Annotated in this window: 20 protein-coding genes; 17 read left to right on the top strand and 3 right to left on the bottom strand. The window is 32.5% G+C overall.

Translation table 11 applies throughout. The features are described 5' to 3' along the window. Window positions 1-102 precede the first annotated feature (102 nt). Together EYR00_RS12580 and EYR00_RS12575 are read left to right on the top strand one after the other, a co-directional pair. Entirely contained in the window at window positions 103-657 is a 555-nt protein-coding gene (locus EYR00_RS12580) for a LemA family protein (RefSeq protein WP_003537258.1), read from the top strand. 1 nt (window position 658) lies between these two features. Next, window positions 659-2404: a DUF2207 family protein gene (locus EYR00_RS12575; protein WP_003537259.1), complete on the top strand. Its 1746-nt coding sequence runs from the start codon at window positions 659-661 to the stop codon at window positions 2402-2404. 84 nt (window positions 2405-2488) lie between these two features. Here the strand turns inward: EYR00_RS12575 and EYR00_RS12570 are convergent, their stop codons facing one another. Beyond that, entirely contained in the window at window positions 2489-3907 is a 1419-nt protein-coding gene (locus tag EYR00_RS12570) for a 6-phospho-beta-glucosidase (RefSeq protein ID WP_003537260.1), read from the bottom strand. Window positions 3908-4050: 143 nt separating this feature from the next. Beyond that, window positions 4051-4287 carry an RDAC family protein gene (locus tag EYR00_RS12565; protein ID WP_003537261.1) on the bottom strand — a complete coding sequence of 79 codons (237 nt, stop codon included), beginning with the start codon at window positions 4285-4287 and terminating at the stop codon, window positions 4051-4053. A 66-nt stretch (window positions 4288-4353) separates the two neighbouring features. On the opposite strand from EYR00_RS12565, the gene EYR00_RS12560 reads away from it, so the two are divergent. The 10 genes from EYR00_RS12560 (at window position 4354) to nrdG (ending at window position 14932) form a co-directional block, all read left to right on the top strand. After that, window positions 4354-4614 carry a hypothetical protein gene (locus EYR00_RS12560; RefSeq protein ID WP_003537262.1) on the top strand — a complete coding sequence of 87 codons (261 nt, stop codon included), beginning with the start codon at window positions 4354-4356 and terminating at the stop codon, window positions 4612-4614. Between the two features lie 14 nt (window positions 4615-4628). Next, window positions 4629-5483, top strand: a complete 855-nt coding sequence (locus EYR00_RS12555) for a DegV family protein (protein ID WP_003537275.1) — start codon at window positions 4629-4631, stop codon at window positions 5481-5483. A gap of 11 nt (window positions 5484-5494) precedes the next feature. Further along, window positions 5495-6466, top strand: coding sequence for a dipeptidase (locus EYR00_RS12550; protein WP_003537276.1), 972 nt, complete (start codon window positions 5495-5497; stop codon window positions 6464-6466). A 297-nt stretch (window positions 6467-6763) separates the two neighbouring features. Further along, window positions 6764-7579 carry a MurR/RpiR family transcriptional regulator gene (locus EYR00_RS12545; RefSeq protein ID WP_003537277.1) on the top strand — a complete coding sequence of 272 codons (816 nt, stop codon included), beginning with the start codon at window positions 6764-6766 and terminating at the stop codon, window positions 7577-7579. Window positions 7580-7615: 36 nt separating this feature from the next. Next, window positions 7616-8458, top strand: a complete 843-nt coding sequence (locus EYR00_RS12540) for a fumarate hydratase (protein ID WP_003537278.1) — start codon at window positions 7616-7618, stop codon at window positions 8456-8458. Then, the gene (locus tag EYR00_RS12535) at window positions 8455-9009 is read left to right on the top strand and encodes a Fe-S-containing hydro-lyase (protein WP_003537279.1); all 555 of its coding nucleotides are present in this window, start codon (window positions 8455-8457) and stop codon (window positions 9007-9009) included. The genes EYR00_RS12540 and EYR00_RS12535 overlap by 4 nt, the downstream gene beginning before the upstream one ends. 29 nt (window positions 9010-9038) lie before the next feature. Continuing rightward, entirely contained in the window at window positions 9039-10286 is a 1248-nt protein-coding gene (locus EYR00_RS12530; protein WP_003537280.1) for a M15 family metallopeptidase, read from the top strand. A gap of 40 nt (window positions 10287-10326) precedes the next feature. Continuing rightward, entirely contained in the window at window positions 10327-11952 is a 1626-nt protein-coding gene (locus EYR00_RS12525; protein WP_003537281.1) for a B12-binding domain-containing radical SAM protein, read from the top strand. Between the two features lie 153 nt (window positions 11953-12105). Then, window positions 12106-14409, top strand: a complete 2304-nt coding sequence (locus EYR00_RS12520; protein ID WP_008791115.1) for an anaerobic ribonucleoside triphosphate reductase — start codon at window positions 12106-12108, stop codon at window positions 14407-14409. 7 nt (window positions 14410-14416) lie between these two features. Then, entirely contained in the window at window positions 14417-14932 is a 516-nt protein-coding gene (gene nrdG, locus EYR00_RS12515) for an anaerobic ribonucleoside-triphosphate reductase activating protein (protein WP_003537283.1), read from the top strand. A 92-nt stretch (window positions 14933-15024) separates the two neighbouring features. Here the strand turns inward: nrdG and EYR00_RS12510 are convergent, their stop codons facing one another. Continuing rightward, window positions 15025-16770: a M24B family metallopeptidase gene (locus EYR00_RS12510; RefSeq protein ID WP_008791117.1), complete on the bottom strand. Its 1746-nt coding sequence runs from the start codon at window positions 16768-16770 to the stop codon at window positions 15025-15027. 228 nt (window positions 16771-16998) lie between these two features. Between EYR00_RS12510 and EYR00_RS12505 the strand changes: the two genes are divergently transcribed. The 5 genes from EYR00_RS12505 (at window position 16999) to EYR00_RS12485 (ending at window position 22324) form a co-directional block, all read left to right on the top strand. Further along, window positions 16999-17460 carry a DUF2798 domain-containing protein gene (locus EYR00_RS12505; protein WP_003537285.1) on the top strand — a complete coding sequence of 154 codons (462 nt, stop codon included), beginning with the start codon at window positions 16999-17001 and terminating at the stop codon, window positions 17458-17460. Between the two features lie 231 nt (window positions 17461-17691). Then, window positions 17692-18000 (top strand): hypothetical protein, encoded by a 309-nt coding sequence (locus tag EYR00_RS12500; RefSeq protein ID WP_003537291.1) that lies wholly within the window; start codon window positions 17692-17694, stop codon window positions 17998-18000. Window positions 18001-18012: 12 nt separating this feature from the next. After that, window positions 18013-19044 (top strand): V0D/AC39 family V-type ATPase subunit, encoded by a 1032-nt coding sequence (locus EYR00_RS12495; RefSeq protein ID WP_003537292.1) that lies wholly within the window; start codon window positions 18013-18015, stop codon window positions 19042-19044. Between the two features lie 13 nt (window positions 19045-19057). Next, window positions 19058-20419, top strand: coding sequence for a V-type ATP synthase subunit I (locus tag EYR00_RS12490; RefSeq protein WP_003537293.1), 1362 nt, complete (start codon window positions 19058-19060; stop codon window positions 20417-20419). A gap of 12 nt (window positions 20420-20431) precedes the next feature. Continuing rightward, window positions 20432-22324 carry a V-type ATP synthase subunit I gene (locus EYR00_RS12485; protein ID WP_003537294.1) on the top strand — a complete coding sequence of 631 codons (1893 nt, stop codon included), beginning with the start codon at window positions 20432-20434 and terminating at the stop codon, window positions 22322-22324. The last annotated feature ends 17 nt before the right edge of the window (window positions 22325-22341 follow it).

Raw genomic sequence — 22341 nt, 5'->3', positions numbered from 1 at the left:
ACATCCTTTTTTGGAAATTTGACATTTTTATGATTATCGTATTCGTTGTATATTCTTACTAAGATTGTATAATATAAGTATAGAAAAAGGAGGCGTTTAAAAATGAGTATACCAATAATTATTGTACTTATAGTAGTGGCGTTAATTGTGATTTACTGCATAGTTGCATATAACACATTAACTAAATTAAAGAACCGGGTTAAAACTAACTGGGCACAAATTGATGTGGTATTAAAAAGGCGGGCTGATTTGATCCCGAACCTTGTTGAAACAGTCAAGGGGTATGCTAGTCACGAAAAGGAAACGTTAGAAAATGCAATAAAAGCAAGAAATACTTATGTGACTGCCAATAGTCCTCAAGATCAGCTTGCAGCTTCTGGTGAATTAAATCAGGCTTTAAGCCGATTAATGATGTTAGGTGAAGCTTATCCGGATTTAAAAGCTAATACTAATTTTATGGAATTACAAAAAGAATTGACAGCTACAGAAGATAAAATTACGTATGCACGACAATTTTATAATGATTCAGTAAATAAATATACCAATCAAACAGAAGTTTTCCCTTCAGTGCTTATTGCAAAAATATTTGGTTTTGGAACTTTTGATTATTTTGAGGTTCAAGAAACAGATAAAGAAGTACCAAAGGTTAAATTTTAAAATGAAACTTAAAAAATTATTTTTAGCACTCTCAATCTTTCTGGTTTCTTTGATGCCGTTACCTGTTTTGGCATCAGGGAATGACCTTCAAGCGGTTAATATGAACATTTATATTAATCAAGATGGTTCAGCAAAAGTTGAGGAAACTTGGAAGATGGATGCGATTGAAGGAACAGAAAACTACAAGGCATTTAATAATCTTTATGGGGCTACGATCAGTGATTTTTCTGTTGTCGATGAAAAAGGAACAAAATATCAATATGTTGATAATTGGGATATTGATGCTAGTCGTCAAGAGAAGAAAAATAAATGTGGGATCATTGAAAAGAGTGATGGTTATGAGTTATGTTATGGGATAGGTGATTATGGTCAACACACATATACGATGACTTATACGATTACTCCATTTGTTAATCAATATAGTGATGCTCAGGGGTTTAATTGGCAATTACTTAATCAGGAAATGAATCCTAAACCAGCTGAATTTGAAGCAACGATTAGTTCTGATTACAAGTTTTATGATCAAGATAGTGATATTTGGGGCTTTGGCTATGAAGGACAAGTTATTTTTGATGATCATGGAGCGATAATTATATCGAATCGTGATTTAAACAATAATCGTCGAGGCGATATTAATTATGTCAATATTTTAGTTAGAGTACCCGATGGAACTTTTAGCAATGTAATAACCAAAAATGAATCATTTGAAGCTGTTTTAGAAGATGCACGTGATGGCTCAAGTTATCAAGAAGATTCTAGTGATGGTTCAATATTTATGTTTATTGGTATTAGTGTTGCGGTACTTGCTGGGATAATTGCAGTAATTGTTGGAATTGTATCTAAAGCAAACAAAAATAAACAATTATATTTTAGTGACGGTAACAATGAAATTCCGACAATGGAACATGTTAATCCGTTCCGTGATATTCCTTGTCATAAAGATATCTACTATTTTTATTACGTTGCAACAAAAGCAGGGATTATCCAGCAAGATGATCGTTCAGGTATCTTGTGTGCTATGTTGTTAAAATGGATCAGAGATGGCTATGTGAATTTTACCATGGAACCGGGCACTGGCTGGTTTAAAAAAGATAAATATGAAATTGATTTCAGTGGTGAGATTCCAACAGAAAATATTTTAGAAGAAAAGATGTTAGGTTATTTTCGGGAAGCAAGTGGTGATAATCAAATCTTAGAGAATAAAGAATTTGAACGTTGGTGTAAACGGAATTATGAAGAAATCGAAGATTGGTTTAATGATTTGATTGAATTTGAAGAAAAAGAATTAAAAGAAAAGGGCTTAATGAAAAAGCAAACAACTTATAAAAAGTTCTTAGGAATAGATATTGCAAATGAAAAAGTAGTTTATGAACCATCATTTAGAGATGATATCATTTATACTAAGGGATTAAAACGCTTTTTATTAGACTTTAGTAGTATTGAAGAAAAAGAAGTAATTGAAGTAAAACTCTGGGAAGAATATTTAATGTTTGCTTCAATTCTTGGTATTGCTGACGAGGTAGAAAAACAAATTGGTAAACTCTGCCCAGAATTTAATCAATATTCAAATATTGATTACACTTATACGATGTTAGCAACGAGAACATTTATGTACGGTGGTGTTCGTAGTGCAGCTAATGCATATAGTGCAGCTCATAGTTCATCGTATAGCGGTGGCGGTGGTTTTAGTTCCTTTGGCGGAGGCGGAGGTGGTTTCTCCGGAGGCGGCGGAGGCGGAAGCCGATAAAATAAAGAAAACCTGGAAGAATGAAATGAATCTCCTAAGTTGTTGCTTCAACTTAGGAGGTTCGCTTCAAAACTCCAGGTTATTTTATTGTTGTGCTTCTAATTCAGCGATTTTATCAGCAAATTGAGGTAAGTGTTTTTTATGAGCAATCAACATTTCATCTAATAATGTTTTAGCAATTTGACCACTTGGAACTAATGGATTAATTGTAAATGCATGTAATGCTTTACCATAATCACCAGTAACGGCAGCTTCAATTGTAGTTTCTTCCATTGCTTTCATAATTTGAACCATTCCCCGAGCTGCAGGTTTTAATGTTCCCCAAGAAATTGGCATTGGTCCTGCTGCTGTAATGATAGCAGATACTTCAGCTACACTATCATATGGAAGATCAGTTAATGCCCCTTTGTTTTGTGTTGATACGACCATAGTTGTACGTTTATCATTATAGATTGAGTTGATTAATTCACAAGCAGCATCACTATAATAAGTACCACCACGTTTTGTCAATTGTTCTGGTTTATAATCTAAATTAGGATCTTTATATAATTCAAATAATTCAGCTTCTGTTCTTTTTACAACTTCAGCACGAGTACCATTTTCTTTGAAGTCGGCAATTTCATCTTCAAGCATATCATCAGTGATATAGTAGTAACGGTGATACATACATGGCAGATATCCTAAATCTTGGATTTGTTCTGCAACAAATGAAATATTTTTAATATTTGCTACTCCGGCATCAGCGGCACGTTTAGCGGCTTTTTCCTCTTCTTCCTTTGCACGTGTAGCATTAGCCCCAAATTTTCTTAAACCATCGTTTTCAACATATAGTTTTTGAATTGCTTTATCAGTTAATTCAGTTCCATCAACATCCCATACTCGATGCCAGTGAAAATGGTTTAATCCAGCGAATTTAAAGAATAATTCTTCTTCGTTTTTATCTAAAGCTTTCCCAACCATTTTACGGCAAGAGATAGGTACATTACATAAACCAACAACTTTATCCCATTTACCATATTTGATAACAGCTTCAGTAACCATTCCACTAGGATTAGTAAAGTTTACTAGCCAGGCATTTGGACATAGTCTTTTCATATCTTCAACGATTTCTAAGATAACAGGAACAGTTCTAAATGCTTTAAACATTCCTCCGGCACCATTTGTTTCTTGCCCAATAATCCCATGACTTAAGGGAATTCTTTCGTCTTTAATTCTTGCATCCAATAAGCCAACTCTAAATTGAGTAGTAACGAAATCAGCGTCTTTTAAAGCTTCTTCACGATCTAATGTTAAATGAATCGTCATAGGAACACCCGCAGCTTTTACCATTCTTTGTGCCATTGCTCCAACGATTTCTAACTTTTCTTTACCTTCTTCAATATCAACTAACCACAGTTCTTTGATAGGTAGTTCATCATATCTTTTAATAAATCCTTCAACTAATTCTGGAGTATATGAACTCCCGCCACCGATGGTAGCAATTTTTACAGGTCTTTTTGCCATTTGTAAATCTCCTTTGTTTTTTGTTACAAGGCTATTATAACGGCAAAAGAAAAGAAAGTGGTCTTTTTTCAGGTGATGAAAACCGCTTTCATTTTATGAAAATAATATAATAAGTTATCGTGCTTATGGTAATAATTAATATATTATTTTAATAACAGGTTGTATGGATTGATAGTTCCGGGAATTACTTGTAAATAATCATTTTTTAATAATTCATTGATTACATTGCATAATATATTAATATCGGTTTCTTCACCAGTACATTCAAGATAGAGACTTTGACTGCCACAAGCATCACGTAATTTGAGAATGTAGTCAAATTGGCGTTCTTTTAATAAATTATTGATGTCTTGGACTTGGAAAATTGAAATTGTTTTCATGTTTTTAACTCCTTTTGTTAAAATAATGTTATAATTTCATTATATAAAAGTCAAGGAGGATATATAATGGCTGCAACTGAAAAAGAAAAAGCAACCAAGCTGGCTCATGAGTTAGTCGCATACATAGAGAGTGAACAAAGTGATTTGAAGGCTAGTGATAATGAATTTGATGCTTTATGGCAAAGCATTTATGATGTTTGTATGCTAGTTCACTTTAACATTTTAGATGAACTCTTGAGTGAAGAGGAATATTTAGAAGGAGTTACTTGGCTAAAAGACTATCAACATCTCACTAAAGATTACCAAGATAAAGAATTGGAATTATGAAAGGATAAAGAATAATGAAAAATTATTTAATTGTTACCGATACAACAAGTGCGATGAACGGGGTTCAAGCGAAAGAATCTGGAATTGAGTTAGTCTCACTAAGTGTACTGATTGACGGGATCGAGTACAAAGACCAAATTGATATTTCAACGGAAGAATTATATAAAAAACTGGAAGCTGGATGTATCCCTACGACATCACAGCCAAATACTGGATATTTACATGAATTAATGGCGAATTGGAAAGCTAAAAATTATGAAGCTATTATCATTATCACCTGCAGTAGTGATTTAAGTGGAACTTGGAGTGGATTTAATCTTGTGAAAAATCAGTTAGAAATGAATAATATGTATATTTATGATAGCCGCCAAGTTGGTGCACCTGTCATGGATATGGCATTAGCGGCTAAACAGATGGCTGATAATGATCATGATGTAAATGAAATTTTTGAAATGTTAGAAATGAAAACTAAAAATAGTTTTTCTTTTTTAGCCCCATTTGATTTTAAGCAATTGGCGCGCTCGGGACGGTTATCGCCGGTAGCTGCTAAAATGGCATCAATCTTGAAAGTAAAAGCTTTACTTTATTTGAAGGAAGATGGTAGTTGTGTCGATAAATATGCGATGAGTAGGACAGAATCAAAAATTGTTAAAACTGTAATTGACAAATTTAAAAATGCTGGTGTTAATGCTAAGGATTATACATTATACATCTCTCATGCTGATAATGAAGAATCAGCGCTGAAAGCAAAACGATTATTACAAGATATTTTTGATAATATTGAGGTTATCGTAAACAAGTTACCAGCTGTATTGACTTGTCATGGCGGGATGAAATGTATATCTGTGCATTATATACATAAGATGTAATAGGTGAGAAAATGAAAGTTGTTGATATGCATTGTGATACCATCTTGCGGCTTTATGATGAAGGTGGCTGTTTATCAAAAAATGATTTTAATATTGATTTAAAGAAAATGGTTAAAGGTGATTATTTGTTGCAAAACTTTGCGATGTTTGTAAACTTAAGTGATCATCTTGATCCACTAACAAAGGCACAGCGATTAATTGATCTATATTATACAGAACTAGAAAAAAGTCCTGAGCTGATTAAACCAGTATATAGTTATGAAGATATTCTTAATAATCAAAAAAATGGTCTAATGTCAGCGATGCTTACATTGGAAGAAGGGGCAGTCGTAAATAATGATCTTGCAATCTTACGTAATTATTATCGTCTAGGCGTTAGGATGATTACTTTAACTTGGAATCATCCTAACGGAATAGGTTATCCTAATTTGATTAGTACTAAGGAATTTAAAGATTTATATCATTTAAATACAGAAGATGGATTAACTGATTTTGGGATTGCTTATGTCAAGGAAATGGAGCGGTTGGGAATCATTATTGATGTTTCACATTTGAGTGATGCGGGATTTTATGATGTATTAAAATATACGACAAAACCGTTTGTTGCATCACATAGTAATGCTCGTAGCGTTTGCGGAGTTGCTCGAAATATGTCTGATGATATGATCAAACAGTTAGCGAAACGTAATGGCGTCATGGGAATTAATTTTTGCGGAGATTTCTTAAAACCATCGAGTCATGGCGGGATGCGTTCATGTATTGAAGATATGGTTAAACATATTTTATATATTAAGGAACTGGTGGGGATAGATTATGTTGGCTTAGGTAGTGATTTTGATGGTATTGATCAAAACCTTGAATTAGCTGATGCTTCGATGATGCCCCAATTAGCTGCTGCACTGCAGGAAGCTGGCTTTAGTGAAAATGAAATTGAGAAAGTTTTTTATAAGAACGTTTTACGTGTTTATAGTCAAATTTTATAGAAACAGAAAAACGACAAGTGGGGAAATCACTTGTCGCTTTTATTATTAGTTATCAGGGAAAGGATACTAATAATACATGATATCAGGGAAGGATATCTTTATATATTGTTTGTAGTCATTATATTGAAGGGAAAATCGAATATTTCTTTTGACTACATTGTTAGTATATAACTAAACAATGGTGAAAATGTATATAGAATATCTTAAAATATGTGATAATTATTCGTTCGGATAGATATCGAGCTATTTTAAAATGGCGAAATATAGTGTATAATACACATAAGTGGAGGAATGAGGATGAAAAGCTTATTTTATCGTTTAATTATCTTTTTAGATACAGCTAGTGAAGCTGATACAAATTATAATATTGCCTGGTATATGGCTCATAATTTTTCGAAAGTGGCCAAAATGGGAATTAGTCAGCTTGCTAAAGAATGTTATGTATCCCCGGCAACGATTTCACGTTTTTGTCGTGCTTTAGGATATGAAAATTATGCTCATTTAAAACAAGAATGTTCTTCATTTGCTTCAGATAGCAAAAAGTTTAATAATTTAATTAATGTTCCTTTGGACATGATGAAAGATAAACCTCAAGAATGTACTAAATATTATAGTGATCAAGTATGTGATGCTATTTCAAAATTGTCACAGCGGTTAGACTGGAATGTGATTGATAAAGTTCTACAGGCTATTCATGATAGTGATTCAGTAGCTTTTTTTGGAACTCAGTTTTCTCATTCTGCAGCGTTGCATTTTCAAACTGATTTACTAATGCTGGAAAAGTTTACAATGGCATATATGGAAACAGAACGTCAGATTGATTGTGCGCGTTTGATGGATGAAAATAGTGTTGCAATTATTGTGACAGTAAATGGATTTTATGCACGGAGTAATTCGAAAGTTTTACAGTATTTAAAGAAATCAAAATGTAAGGTTGTTTTAATGACAAATAATCCAGGGATAGATATTGGAATAAACGTTAATTATACGATTGTATTAGGTGATAGCGAACAGCGAAAGATTGGTAAACATACGTTATTAACAGCAGTTGAATTGATGTCACTGCGATATTATTCTTTATATTATCCAGGAATTCAGGAAAAAATTATCTAAAAAGGTTTTAACCTTTTTTTATGGAAGGAAAAAGTTATGCGTGAGATTAAATGTGAAGATATTACAAAAACAGTAAAACAACTATGTATGGAAGCAGCTTGTAATTTACCCAGTGATGTGTTTAAGGCACTTAAAGATAAGACAGATACAGAACCATATCCCTTAGCTAAAAAGACTTTGGAAGTATTGATTGATAATGCTGATTTAGCTAAAGATAATATGATGCCGATTTGTCAAGATACTGGTATGGCTTTTGTGTATATTACAATTGGACAAGAAGTTCATGTGGATGGTGATTTAAAAGCTGCTATTAATGAAGGAGTGCGTCAAGGGTACGAGGAAGGTTATCTTCGTAAATCAGTAGTTGATGATCCATTATTTGAACGGATCAATACTAAAGATAATACCCCAGCAATTATTTATTTTGATCTTGTTTGTGGTGATGAATTTAAAATTGTTGTAGCTCCAAAAGGATTTGGGTCTGAAAACATGTCACAAATTAAAATGTTAAAACCAAGTGATGGATTGCAGGGAGTTAAAGATTTTGTAATGAAAGTGGTTAATGACGCTGGACCTAATGCTTGCCCGCCGATGGTGATTGGTGTAGGGATCGGAGGGTCATTTGACAAAGTTACGATGTTGTCAAAACAAGCAATGATGCGTGAAATTGGAACCCATCACGAAGATAGCCGATATGCTGCTTTAGAAACTGAATTATTAGAGATGATCAATGCTACAGGAATTGGACCAGCTGGTTATGGTGGAAAAACTACGGCTCTATCATTGAATATTGAGACTCATCCTACTCATATTGCTGGAATGCCTGTTGCAGTAAGTATTTGCTGCCATGTAGCGCGTCATAAGGAGGCTTCATTATGATTAAATTGACAACACCGCTTACCGTTGAAAAAATAAAACAATTACATGCTGGTGATGAAGTGTTACTAAGCGGAACTATCTATACGGGTCGTGATGCGGCTCATAAACGTTTGATGGCTTTGATTGAAGAAGGAAAGGAATTACCTTTTCATTTAGAGGATCAAGTAATTTTTTATGTGGGACCAACGCCAAGTAAACCTGGTAAAGTATTTGGGAGTGGAGGACCTACAACGTCTGGGAGAATGGATGCTTTTGCACCAACAATGATCAAGTTAGGATTACGTTCGATGATTGGTAAGGGATATCGTCAGCAGGCAGTTAAAGATGCAATCATTAAATATCATGGAGTGTATTTTGGTGCTATCGGTGGAGCCGGAGCGATGATGTCTAATTGCATTAAAGAATGTACAGTAATTGCTTTTGATGATCTTGGACCTGAAGCGATTCGACGTTTAGAAGTTGAGGATATGCCATTAGTAGTAGTGATTGATAGTAATGGTAACGATCAATATGAATTAGGGCGTAACGATTATTTAAGTACATGTAAATAAAGAGAAAGTATTAAAGAGGTAATATAATAATGTTTAAAAAGAAAAGAGATTATGGATATTACAGCAGTTATGGAACAAGTAGTCGAAGTCGCCTTAAGGTTGGACGCGTTGCTCTTGTTGGGGCTGTTGGGGTTGTCTTAGTTATTGGAATTGTTGTTGTGTTAAATTTGACACGGATTAAATTATTAATCAAGGGCTATTCATTTTCACAAGCAAGTGAAATTTTGTCATTAACAAAAGAACAAGAAAATGAAATTTTATCCCATGATAAACTTGATCATATTACTAATTGGATAGCAAATTCTAAAAAAGTTTCTTTATATGATGAATACGAAAAATATCTAGGCATGAATAAAAAGATGGAATATGCTGATGTTGTTACATATATTAATGGATTATTTAAAGAAGAAGTACCTAAACTAAAAAGTATGGGGTATAGTGAGAAAGTTATTTGGAATTTGATTAGTGATAAAGTATCAAAAGAAGATTTACAATATTTGATCGATCATAATTATACTGCCAAGGATTTAGAGCCTTATCGCAAAGTAAAAGGTTATCAAATTCAAAATCTTGAAGCGTATATCAACGCTTATAATAATTACAAAGACTATAATTATGCAGTATGTATTACTAACTATCCATTTTTGATTTCATCTAATGGTGAGCCTAAAGAAAGCTATACAATTACTAATCCTGATGATTTATTAGTTTTAGTAAAAAAAGGTTTCTATTTACCAGAAAGCTATGAACCTAAATTAGTAGATCCGGAAATTCCAGTAGCTCCAGATTGTCAAAATCCGAAAATGACTAAAGAAACATCAGATGCTTTAACTAAAATGTATGAAGCAGCTAAAAAAGAAGGGTTAGAATTAGTTGTTAATAGTGCGTATCGTTCATATCAGACACAAGTTGATACAATGGCTGATTTTGAAAGACGTTTTGGCGGGCAGTATGCAAATGAATATGTCGCTCAGCCTGGAGCAAGTGAACATCAAACTGGTTTAGGAATTGATTTAACTAGTCAAAGTGTTGTAGAAGGTAAAAAAATCACTTTTGGTGATACTGATGAATATAAATGGGTAATTAAAAATTGTGCTAAATACGGCTTTATTATCCGTTTTGAAAATGGTACTGACGGAATAACGGGAATTGCTCATGAGCCTTGGCATTTACGTTATGTTGGTAAAGATGTAGCAAAAAAAATCGTTGAAAAGGAATGGACTTTTGAAGAATATTGTTTATATAACAATGTAATGCCAAAAGTTACGAAAAAATAATCTAGGGGTTACCTCTAGATTATTTTAATGAGGTAAAGAAATGAAAACATTAATTACTACTTTAAATTCAAAATATATACATAAGTCTTTATCGTTAAGATTGCTTTATGTAGCTACTAAAGAATATCATGAGGTGGATTTTAAAGAATATACGATCAAAGAGGATCTTGATACAATTGCAAATGATATTATTGAACAAAAAGTACAGGTTGTGGCTTTTAGTGTCTATATTTGGAATGTTGATTTAATAAAAATATTGATAGATAAATTAAAAAAAATGGACCCACAATTAGTTATTGTAATTGGAGGACCGGAAGTAAGTTATGAAATTGATTATTTTCTAGATAACTTTAAAATTGACTATTTAATTAGTGGTGAAGGTGAGGTGGCTTTTAAAGAACTGTTAGATTGTTTAGAAACACAGCAGCCGATTAATATTCAAGGAATTAGCAGAAAAGATAAGCGAGATTATCAACAAACTAAGCCGGTTGATCTACAATATCTTGAAACACTTGAATCACCTTATTTATTAAAACGTGATCTTGCTGATATGGATAAGCGGATTCTTTATTTTGAAACAAGTCGCGGCTGTCCATATCAATGCCAGTACTGTTTATCTTCATTAGAAAAAGGATTACGCTTCTTTAGTTTAGATTATTTAAAAGCGCAATTATCATTATTGCTTGATAGTGGAGTTAAGACAATTAAGCTGCTAGATCGGAGCTTTAATGCTAAAACAGCTCATGCTTTGGCGATTTTAGAATTTATTTTTAAGCATTATCGACCAGGAATTCAATTTCAATTCGAAATTAATGGTGATGTACTAGATCAGCGAATTATTGATTATATTAATGATTATGCTCCAAGAGGATTATTACGATTTGAAATAGGAATTCAGTCAACATATGAGCCGACAAATGAAATCGTTAAAAGATATCAAAATTTTGAACGGTTAAGTGAAGTAATTAAACAGTTACAGCAAAATCATAAAATTGATTTTCATTTAGATTTGATTGCAGGTTTGCCTTTAGAAAACCTAGAGAGATTTGCCCGATCATTTGATGATGTTTTTGCTTTTTATCCAAAGGAACTGCAATTAGGTTTTTTAAAGTTATTGAGAGGAACAAGTCTTCGAAAAGAGGCAGAAAAATATGGGTATGTATATGATGAAAATCCACCCTATGAATTGCTTTATAGTAATGATTTAAGCCCTGAAGATATTGGGAAAATTCATTTGGCAGAAGAAATGTTAGAGAAATTCTGGAATAGTGGCAAGATGCCAATAACAATGAATACAGTGATAAGAACAGTCGCTTCACCTTTTTATTTTTTCTTAGACCTGGGCAATTATTATTTGAAACAACAATTTAAAATGTTTAAATTTCAAAATGATGAATTATTTAGTTATTTAGACGAATATTTAAATCGGCAGTATCAGGATTTATTGATTGAAGACTATTTACGGTTATCAAAAATAAAACCTAAACGCTGGTGGAAGGCCCGTTTAGATAAAAGCGAAGCACGTGAAACAATGCATTATTTGATAGAAAAATATGACTTAGACCAAGAAGAAGTCTTTAGATATGGGGTGGTTGAAAAGGTAACTGATGGCTACTTATTAGCGATTTATCAAAATTATCAGGTTAGTGTGAAAAAGTATTCTTGATAATGATAAACGGTTATATTACGTTAGATAACGTTTTCCTGTAATGGGAGAGCGTTTTATTTTATGATTATAAAAAGGGCTGGGTAAAGGAGTATATAACATGAATTAAAAATACAAATAAGATATACTTAATAGTGCATGGAGGGATATAGAATGATAGAAAATATTCGTAAGAGAGATGGGCGCCTAGTCGCATTTGAGTTAGATAAGATTGCAGGAGCTATATACAAAGCATTTGAAGCAAGTGGTGGTAAATATGAATTAAAAAATGCCATGAATATTGCTAAAACAGTTGAAACAAAGCTAGAAAAAAAGAAGAGTGAATTACCAACGGTAGAATTAGTTCAAGATACGGTTGAAGAAGTATTGATTGAACAAGGATATGTACGAGTGGCTAAAGCCTATATTTTATATCGCGCTAATCGTACGCGTGAAAGGGATATGAAGTCACGGCTAATGAAGACTTTTGAAGAGATTACTTTTGCTGATAGTAAAGATAGTGATCTAAAAAGAGAAAATGCTAACGTGAATGCAGATGCTCCGATGGGGACAATGCTGAAATATGGAGCTGAAGCAGCAAAACAGTTTAATGAGATGTTTGTATTAAATCCTAAACATGCACGTGCTCATATTAATGGGGATATACATATTCATGATATGGATTTTTTAACTTTAACCACAACTTGTTGTCAAATTGATTTAATTAAATTATTTGCAGGAGGATTTTCAACTGGCCATGGAGTTTTAAGAGAGCCAAATAGCATTAGTATCTATGCTGCTCTAGCTTGCATTGCTATCCAGTCAAACCAAAATGATCAACATGGAGGTCAGGCAATTCCTAATTTTGATTATAGTATGGCACCAGGTGTTGCAAAATCATACTTAAAGCATTTTTATCATAATTTAGCTAAAGCAATTACTTTATTAGTAAAATTAGATGGTGAAGATATTGCGACTAAAGTAAAGGGAGAAATGCGTTTAAAACCTACTTTAGATAAAAATGAGGCATTTGAAGAACAATTAAAAGAAACACTGAAAGCTAATAAAGTAGATAAATTTGTAGATGAAATCGTTGAATTTGCAATTACAAGCGCTTATGAAGAAACTGATCGAGAGACATATCAAGCGATGGAGGCGTTTATTCACAATCTTAATACTATGCATTCAAGAGCTGGAGCACAAGTACCGTTTAGTTCAATCAATTATGGTATGGATACTTCAAGTGAAGGGCGCATGGTAATGCGTAATATATTATTAGCAACAGAAGCTGGGCTAGGTCATGGTGAAACACCAATTTTTCCAATTCAAATATTTAGAGTAAAAGAAGGAATCAACTATAATGAAGGTGAGCCTAATTACGATCTTTTTAAATTAGCTTGTCGTACCTCTGCAAAACGTTTATTCCCTAATTTTTCATTTGTTGATGCTCCTTTCAATAAACAATATTATAAAGGAACGCCAGAAACTGAAATTGCTTATATGGGATGTCGAACACGAGTTATGGGAAATGTTTATGCACCGGACAAAGAAATTAGTTTTGGGCGTGGAAATTTAAGTTTTACTTCTATCAATTTACCAAGATTGGCAATTCGTTCTAAAGGAGATGTAAATGAGTTTTTTGATAAGCTTGATGGAATGTTAGATTTATGTATTGAGCAATTGTTAGAACGTTTTGAAATTCAATGTCGTCGTAAGGCTAAAAACTATCCTTTTTTAATGGAGCAGGGAGTTTGGCTTGATAGTGATGAATTAAAACCTGATGATGAAGTTCGTGAGGTTTTAAAACATGGAACTTTAACAGTCGGATTTATCGGATTAGCGGAAACATTAAAAGCTTTGATTGGGGTACATCATGGTGAAAGTGAAAAAGCTCAGATCTTAGGATTACAAATTGTTGCTCATATGCGCAAGGCAATGGATAAAGCAACTGAAAAATATAATTTGAATTTTAGTTTGATTGCTACTCCGGCAGAAGGACTTTCAGGTCGTTTTGTTAAAATGGATAAAAAACTTTTTGGAGAATTAGACGGGATTACTGATCGTGAATATTATACTAATAGTTTCCATATTCCTGTATATTATCCAATTAGTGCTTTTAAGAAAATAAAATTAGAAGGACCATATCATGAATTAACTAATGGTGGTCATATTAGTTATGTCGAGATGGATGGGGATCCGACTAAAAATATTGCTGCATTCGAAAAAATTGTTAGAGCAATGCATGATAATGGAATTGGTTATGGAGCAATCAATCATCCAGTTGATCGTGATCCAGTATGTGGTTATAATGGAATTATTGATGATGTTTGCCCGTTATGTGGAAGAAGCGAGGAAGAACATCATGGTTTTGAACGAATCCGGCGAATCACTGGTTATTTAGTAGGAACATTAGATCGTTTTAATGATGGGAAAAAGGCTGAAGAAAGTGATCGTGTAAAACACGAAACCAAGGAATGAATAATTAATGGAAATTAGATTATTTGGTACGGTTAATGATTCTATTGTTGATGGGCCGGGCTTAAGATATGCGATTTTTACCCAAGGTTGTTTTCATAATTGTTTAGGCTGCCACAATCCTAAAAGCCATGATATTAATGGCGGGTATATTAGAGATACTAGTGAAATAATTAATGAAATTGATGAAAATCCTTTATTAGATGGAATCACGTTATCAGGTGGTGAACCAATGTTACAAATCGAGCCTTTAAAAGAACTTTGTAAAGCTGCTCGACTTAGAAAACTAAATATTGTTATTTATAGTGGTTTTACATTCGAACAAATTATGGATGATCCTAATAAAAAAGCATTATTGGAACTTTGTGATATGCTAATCGATGGCAAATTTGAATTAGATAAAAAAAGTTTAGCTTTACTTTATCGTGGTTCATCTAATCAAAGATTGATTAATATTCAACAATCTCTAAGCCAAGGAGAGGTAGTTGAATATTTGGCTGATGAGAATAATGAAATTAAGATTTAAGGAAGCACAGCTTCCTTTTTTGTTTTAAAGATTGGTGATTAGTTTATAAAGCAAATAAAAAGGCACTATGCAAGTGTGCCTTTAGACTATACTTATTTAATTAATAAGTTAGCTTGTAACCAAGCTCTCTCTTCATTTGTTAAAAATGGTGCAACATGATCAAATACTAATTGTTGATAATCATTGATTTGTTTGATTTCATGATTAGATAATAATTCAAGATCTAAACCATCTAAATCAAATGGAACCATTGTAATTGGTTCAAATTTTAAGAACTGACCATATTCATTAGTTTCGACTTCAACACATAACAATTCATTTTCATGACGAACACCATGACTATTTTCGATATAAATACCAGGTTCATCTGTTGTGATCATTCCTGGTTCAAAAGCACACATTTTAGCAAATCCTGGACGATCATGGGGTCTGAATCCATTTGGTCCTTCATGGACGTTTAAGAAGTGACCAACTCCATGTCCTGTTCCGCAGCGATAATCAAGATTGTATTCATAAACTATACCACGTGCTAATAAATCTAGGTTTGGTCCAGTTGTTCCCGCTAAGAAATGAGCTGCTTGTAGTCTAAACATTGCTTTTAAAGCCACGGTAAAATCACGTCTTTCAATATCACTGATAGGACCTAAAACAAAGGTTCTTGTTGTATCGATCGTTCCATCTAAATATTGACCACCAGAATCGATTAATAGCATTCCCTCATTAGTTACTTTTGCACAATTTCTAGGTTCTGCTTTGTAGTGCATCAAAGCAGCGTTAGCTTTGTATCCGCAAATAGTATCAAAACTTAGATCAAAAAATTCATTTTGTTCTTTTCTAAATGCTGCTAATTTATCAGAGATGGTAACTTCATCTAATTCGATTTTTCCAACGTTGTTTTTTAACCAATACATGAATTTAGTCATAGCGACACCATCCTTGATATGGGCATTTTTGGTTGCTTTGATTTCAGTTTCATTTTTTATCGCTTTAAAATGTTGAGTTGGATTAGGTGCTGTTTTTATTTCACAATTTAGATTATTGAAGATTTGATAATTAACAATTTGATCATCTAATAAGACTTTTCCAGTTAGTTTTTTAACATCTTCATAAATATCATTATAAGCTCTGATGATAATACTATCCCTTTTTAAAATAGCTTCAGTTTTAACATCAACGACGTTATCTTGAACATATAGAATAGCATTATCTTGATTAATCAAAGCATAAGATAGTACGACGGGATTACAATCTACATCGTTACCACGAATGTTAAATAACCAGACAATATCATCTAAGCTAGTAATAATATGGTGTTGGCAATCTCCCATGGCACTGCGCAAACGTGCAAGTTTTGAAGCACGTGATTCACCGCAATATTCTTCATCATAAATAAAAGCTGGCTCATGAGAGATGCTAGGGCGTTCACTCCAAACTTCATCAACTAAGTCAACATCTGTAATTAGTTTATTACTTAAACGAGCAACTTCTTGATATGACATTACTCGTCCATCAAAACCAACAGTCTTATCAGTGTTTTGATCAAGATATTCTTTGATTGTTGGAACCCCAGGCATAGCCATTTTCATTAAAATAATGCCACTTCCAGCTAATTGTTGTTCTGCTTGGATAAAATAACGCCCGTCAGTCCATAAACGTGCTTCATCTAGACTGATTACTAATGTTCCAGCAGAACCGGTAAATCCTGATAAGAATTTACGTCCTCTAAAATATTCACCAACATATTCACTTTGATGAAAATCACTAGTTGGAATGATATAAATATCAATTCCATTTTCTTTCATTAATGTTTGCATTTTTGCAATATTTTCTTTTATCATATTCATAACCTCACTAACAATACTTTATCACAACTGATTAGCTCCCTCAATGAATATAAAAAAAATAAAAAAAAAACTTACACAAATAAATTTTTTATGCTAGGATAGCATTGCATTAAAAGAATATTACTAAATAATGGTAGTGATGATTAAGTCAGCTGACAAAGATTGTAGCGAAAGTTATGGTTTTGTTAACTGGCTTTTTTATGTTAAAAGGAGGAAAAATTAATGCCAACAAATAGAAAAGAAAGTTTAGTTTTTACAATGTTTATGTGTGCCTTTATGGTTTTTTGGATGAGTGTCTATAATGTCAGTTTACACTTCGGCTTTTCAAGCGAAGCAATCAAAGAAGCATGGTTGGGATTCCCATTAGCCTATTTATTTGCGATTTTATGTGATTGGGTAATAATATCTAAGTTTGCTAAAAGTTTAGCTTTTAAAGTTGTAAATCCTAAAAGTAAACCACTTATTAAGATTATTATGATCTCGTTTTTTATGGTCTGTGGCATGGTTATTTTAATGTCTTTATACGGTGCAGTTGAACAGGCTGGAATCAGTGAACAGACTTTAATGGTGTGGTTGACAAATATTCCAAAAAATTTTATTGCAGCTTTACCACTACAACTGTTAATTGCAGGACCTTTTATTCGAAGCGTTTTCAAAATCTTGTTTACTAGACAAATCGCATAGATTGTCTAGTGATTTTATCAAACTTAGCGCTATAATTATCATGTTAAAAAAGCATGATAATTATTTTTCACGAAAAAAATATAAGTCTTTAAAAAGTTTGTTAAATCGTTGTAAACCCTTGTCAGACTAGGGATACAGCGAAAATGACTATTTTTTTCAATTGATAGATTATTATCGTTGCATTTTTAAAATATAGGAGTATACTTATCTCAGGCAAAGGGGGCTTATACTATGGATGATGTAATTCAAAGGTTAGTAGAAATAGACCGTAAATGTGTCGAACGTGTTGAAGCTGCAAAAGCTAAGAAATTAGATGCGCAAACCAACATGAATGAAAAAAGAAAAGAGATATATGATGGTTTTGTCACCGAACAAAACAAAAAGATTGAGGCGCATAAAGCTGAATTAATGAATAAAAACAAAGAAGAAGCAAAGCAGCTTGATCAAGATTATAATGATACTGTAGCTAATTTAGAGAATCTTTATAATCAAAATAAGGACAAATGGATCAATCAGATTGTCGAAAGATGTTTAAAGTAAGAAGGTGAAGGTATGGCTTTATCGTCAAATGCACTATGTGCTAAGGCTAAAGCGATGTATGGATACCGCATTGGTGAGGAAGGTTATAGTGATCTATGCCGGAAACAGTCACTTAGTGAGATGGTAACATACTTAAAATCGCAAACAAAGTATAGTGGTGTTTTAGAAGATATTAATGTCCGTAACGTTCACCGTCGCCAAGTAGAGGCTGCTTTAAATAAAGAATACTTTGAACGTTGTGCGAGATTAATGAAGTATGCACCAAAAAAGAATCAAGATTTCTATAGCCAAGAGGTCATTGGAATTGAGGTTCAATTGATTGTTGATAAGGTTGTCAGTATTAAAGAAAAAGATCAAGCGAGTTTTTCTTTGGAGATACCTGATTATTTAGCAAGCAAAATGAGTTTCAATATTTATGGATTGATCAATGTTGATAACTATAAGGATCTAGTAACATATTTAAGAGATACTAGGTATTATAAAATATTAGCTGATTTTGATTTTACAGCACCGATTGATATTAATGCTTTAGAACGTCAGATGAAATCACTATTTTATAGTACTTATGTGGCTGCCATTAAAAAGAATTTTAAGGGTAAAGAACAAAAAGAATTATTAGATATTTTATCGACATCGATTGAGTTGATCAATATTACGAAGATCTATCGATTCAAAAAATATTTTAAAGAATCGAATGAAACAATTAAAAATTCTTTATATTTAGAGCATTGTCGAATGTCTTCATCAATGTTGGATACATTAATTGAAGCTCGTAGTGCAAAAGAATTGATGGAATTATTAGCTAATTCTAAATATAAGCTGTATTTAGGTGATAAAGACTATGCTTATATCGAATATTATGTTGAAGAAGTTAGATATAATATCGCTAAAAGATATATGCGTTTTTCTAGTAACGCACCGTTAGTATATTTAACATATTCAATCTTACAAAAGGTAGAGGTTGATAATCTAAAACATATTATTGAGGGAATTAGATATGGACGAGATGCATCTAGTATTGAAGAGATGCTGATCTTTGCATAGGAGGGATTAATGAATGGCTATTATAAAAACACATTTCTTTAATATTTCCTTTGAACATAAAGATTTGATGAAAATGCTAATTAAGATGACCGAGTATCAAGATGAAATGTTTCCTCAAGATTCTAAAAAAATAGCAAATAATGTTAAAGGGGTATCAGTTATGGATGAAGCTAATCCGTATAATGAACCACTAGATAACATTTATCACATCTTAAATCGTTTAAATCTTGAAAGTAATGTTCAAGATAATGAATTTAAAGAAATCAACTTGCATAATGCAAATAAATTAATAGATGATATTAATGATAAAATTGATAATATTGTCAAAATTAAAGAAGATATTACAAAAGAAAAAGAAGAAAATGATGAAGCAATCATTTTGTTGAAAAATCTAGAAGAATCAAAAATAAGTGTTGATGATGTTAAGAATACTAAATATATTACCTGTCGATTTGGAAAGATTCCTGTGAATGAATTTACAAAAATTCAATATTATCGTGATTATGAATTTATTTTTAGGGAATTGAATCGTTCTAAACAATATGTTTGGATCGTTTATGCTGGACTTACAAGCAGTATTTCTGAAATTGATAATGCATTTTCATCAATGTCATTTGAGCCAATTAGCTTACCGGAGTTTGCTCATGGTAAAGTTCATGAAGCAATTGACGAATTAACTGAAGAGTCAACAGCTATGGAACAATATATTGCTAAAATGGATTCTAAACTAGAGGATATAAAAAAGGAATATAAAGAAGAGGTTTTAGAAACATTTACAAGATTATATAACTTAAAAAGACTATTTGATAAATGTCGTTATGTTGTGGACTTTTCACAAAAAGCTTCGATCTACACTTTCAGTAGTTTTGATTTAAAAGAAGCTGAAGCAAAATTTGATGATATTGATAGTGTAAAAGTTATGGAACTACCAGTTAATATCTATGAAAATAGAAATATTGTGGCACCAGTATTAGTAAGAAATAATAGTTTAATGCAACCGTTTGAAAATGTCTTGAGTGTAACACTTGGTGACACTTTTGATCCAACGACGATAGTTGCTTTATTAACGATGCTTATCGGTGCTGTTTGTGTTGGTGATATTGGTGTTGGAGCTTTATTAATTGTATTAGGGTTCTTATTTACAATTAAAAAACCTAATAATTTTGGTGGTATGTTAAAACGTTTAGGAGCTGCTGTTTTAATTGGTGGTTTATTTTATGGAACGGCGTTTTATCGAATTGAATTGTACCAGCCGTTAGCAAGTTTACCATTACATGTTATTCATACTTTCTTATTTGGATTCAGTCTTTGGATCATTGCGATGGTGATTTTAATTATTGTGAAAAAAGTTACGCGAAAATCAATCAAGATATAGAGGAGGGATATAATGGCGATTTCAAGATTAAACTTAGTTAGTATTAATTTTGATAAGTATCGTTACAATGAAGTTTTATTAAAGCTTTTTAGCCATGATGACTTTCATCCTGAGTTGGCCTCTAAGTTTATTGATAGTGTAACGGGACTAAGTGTTTACAATCAAGATAATCTTTATGAAGAAATCTTGGTGCGATTGAATGATGCATCAAATAAGTATCATTTTAAGCTAGAAGAAGTGCCAGTTGAAACTAATCAAATCAATGTGCTGCGGGTAAAAGAATATTTAGATGATCTACTGCTTGATGTTGAGCGAATTGATGCTGTAAAAGTACAATTAGATCGGATGATTATTGAAAATCAGGAAGCAATCATTCAGTTACAACATGTTGCTGATATTGATGTTGATTTTGATGATTTGTTTAGCTGTAAATATCTTCAGGTTAGATTTGGAAAAATTCCAGTAAATAATGTTTCTAAATTAGATTATTATGAATCATTACCATTTGTCTTTAAAGCATTTCACAATGATAATCAATATACTTGGTGTATGTATATTACAACGCCTGGTGATGCACCAGAAGTTGATAATATTTTCTCATCATTGTATTTTGAACGGATTCATATTCCGGCCTTTGTTCACGGTTCACCAGAACTTGCTATTGGTGAGATTCAAGAAGAAGCTGATGTTGCTAAAGAACAAAGTGAAAAATTAAAAGAGCGAATTGATAAAATGTTTGCTAATGACCGTGATAAGTTGAATGAAATCTATACGATTGCAAAACATTTAAATGATGTCTTTATCATGCAAAAATATGTTGTTGTAATCGGTGATAAACTTTCTGTCAATGGTTTTGTTCCAACACGTAGTGTTAAAAAATTCAAAGAAGATTTTGAAACATTAGAGAAAGTAACAGTTGATATTAAACCAGCTAATAGTGATGTTCGTTTATCGCCACCAACATTGCTTAAAAATAATTGGTTTTCACGGCCGTTTAGAATGTTCGTCGAAATGTATGGGGTACCTAAATATAATGATGCCGATCCAACTTTATTAGTGGCATTATCATATACCTTGTTATTCGGAATTATGTTTGGTGACGTAGGACAAGGGGTTATTTTATCACTTGTTGGATTTGTGGCTTATAAAAAGTTTGGTTTACAATTAGGTGCGGTTGGAGTCCGTTTAGGAATTTCCAGTATGCTTTTTGGGGTTGTCTTTGGTTCGGTATTTGGAAATGAGGAAATTTTGATTCCGTTATTCAATGCAATGTCGCCAGACAACACGATGACATTATTGATCGCTGCGATTTGTTTAGGAATAATTTTAATTATTATTTCGATGGCGTTTAATGTTATTTTGAGTTTTAAAAAGAAGAATTTTGGAGAAGCAGTGCTAAGTCAAAATGGAATTTGTGGATTAGTCTTTTATATTTCTATTTTGGGATTAGTTATAAATATGTTTTTAGGATTAGGATTTGTTAATGTTATTTATGTAGTTGGATTGATTGCATTACCACTATTTCTAATTTTCCTAAAGGAACCACTAATTAGAAAATTTGAAGAACATGAAGCAATGTTCCCAAATGGTTTTGGTGCGTTCTTTGTTGAAGGATTCTTCGAATTATTCGAAGTAGTCTTATCTTTCATCACTAACACAATGTCATTTTTACGGGTTGGAGGATTTGTTTTATCACATGCCGGAATGATGTTGGTTGTATATACATTGGCTGAAATGGTCGGTGGCGTTGGTGAGCTAGCCGTTATAATTTTTGGTAACATTTTTGTAATGTGCTTAGAAGGATTAATTGTCGGAATTCAAGTTTTACGGTTAGAGTTCTACGAAATGTTTAGTAGATACTACGAAGGAAACGGAATTTCATTTAAAACTATTAAAGAGGATTAAAAATCGAGGAGGAAGTC

This window comes from Thomasclavelia ramosa DSM 1402, assembly GCF_014131695.1.
Taxonomy (GTDB): domain Bacteria; phylum Bacillota_I; class Bacilli_A; order Erysipelotrichales; family Coprobacillaceae; genus Thomasclavelia; species Thomasclavelia ramosa.
Note: the sequence above shows the minus strand (reverse complement) of the source record. Positions and strands in the feature narration are given on the sequence as shown.